Genomic DNA, 1500 nt, shown 5'->3' on the forward strand with positions numbered 1-1500 from the left:
AAAATAGGCAATACAGAGTCGCCAACCATAACCATACGCTCAGACCAAGATGTGGAGATGAAACACGTAGTTTACATCATGGACATCGCAAACAGAAATAAAATTAAATCTACTTTAGCCGTAAAATCGCAGTAGTAAATATTTAAATGAAGTATTTAGAGACCAAACACGAAAAAAATTCAGCAAAAATTACAACATTAATTATGTTGATTTTAGTGCTGTTGCTCTTTGTTGTTGGTCAAGAATATAAAGTATTACCAGAAGAATATGGTGTAGCAGTTAACTTCGGAGATTCTGCTGCAGGAGGCGGAACTATTAACCCAGACACACCTATAGACACTCAAGAGCAGGTTGAAGAGACTATTGATGAGGAGGTTGAAGAGGTTTTAGAAGAAGAAGTAACTGAAGAAGAAGTAACTGAAGAAGAAGTCGTTGAAGAAGAAGTGACAGAAGAAGAAATTGCTGAAGAAGAAGCAAAAGAAGAATTAGCAGAACAAGAAAGGCTAGAACAAGAAAAAGCCGAAGCTGAAGCAGCTTTAGAAGCTGAAAAATTATTAGCTCAACAAGAAGAAGAAGCGCTAAAAATTAAAAACGAAAAAGAAGCTAAAGAAAAAGCTGAAGCATTAAAAAAAGCCGAAAAAGAAGCTAAAGAAAAAGCGGAAAAAGCAGCTAAAGCCAAAGCAGAATTAGAAGCAAAAGCTAAGGAAAAGGCAAAAGCAGAGGCAGAAGCTAAAGCTAAAGCAGAGGCTAAAGCAAAAGCAGCAAAGGAGGCTAAAGCAAAAGCAGATAGAGCAGCAAAAATTAAAGCAGAAGGAGAAGCCAAAGCAGCAGCAGCAAGAGCAGCAGCTTTAGCAAAGCAAAAAGCAGAAGGTGAAGCAAAAGCAGCTGCAGAAAAGGCAGCTGCAGCTAAAGCAGCAAAAGCAAAGCAACAAGGTGGAGCAGGAGCAACCTCATTTGCTCTTATCGAAAATGTTCCTATTTATCCTGGTTGCGAAGGAGGAGATAATAATGCAAGAAAAAAATGCATGAACGAAAAAATAAAAGCGTTCATTGGCAAAAACTTCAATACAGACTTAGCAGACGATATTAAAGGACTTCAAAAAATTAATATTTCATTTAAAATTAATACATCTGGCAATGTAGTTAGTATTAATGCAAAAGCTGTAGATCCTATTTTAGAAGAAGAAGCTAAACGCGTAATTAAATTATTACCAAAAATGAAACCTGGAATACAACAAGGAAAACCTGTTGTGGTGTCTTATGGACTACCAGTTAGAATTAAATTAAAAGACTAAGAATATAGTTTTCAAAACAAAGCACCAAATACTTTAATATTATACTTATGTCAAAACTATTGTTTATGTTAAACACCTTAATCCAAGAGACTGCACAAAATGCAGATGCACAATTAACAGAAGGCGAACCAGTAGAAAAAACACTGTCTATAATAGAGCTTATTACCACAGGAGGAACAGCAGGAATGGTAATAATCGCCATACT

At 35.9% G+C, this 1500-nt stretch carries 1 protein-coding gene; it reads left to right on the forward strand.

Translation table 11 applies throughout. The annotated features are described in order from the left end of the window. Positions 1-146: 146 nt before the first annotated feature. Positions 147-1295, forward strand: a complete 1149-nt coding sequence (gene tolA / locus ACVC5O_RS06165) for a cell envelope integrity protein TolA (RefSeq protein WP_452220598.1) — start codon at positions 147-149, stop codon at positions 1293-1295. Positions 1296-1500 lie beyond the last annotated feature (205 nt).

The sequence above is a fragment of the Lacinutrix salivirga genome (assembly GCF_053604675.1).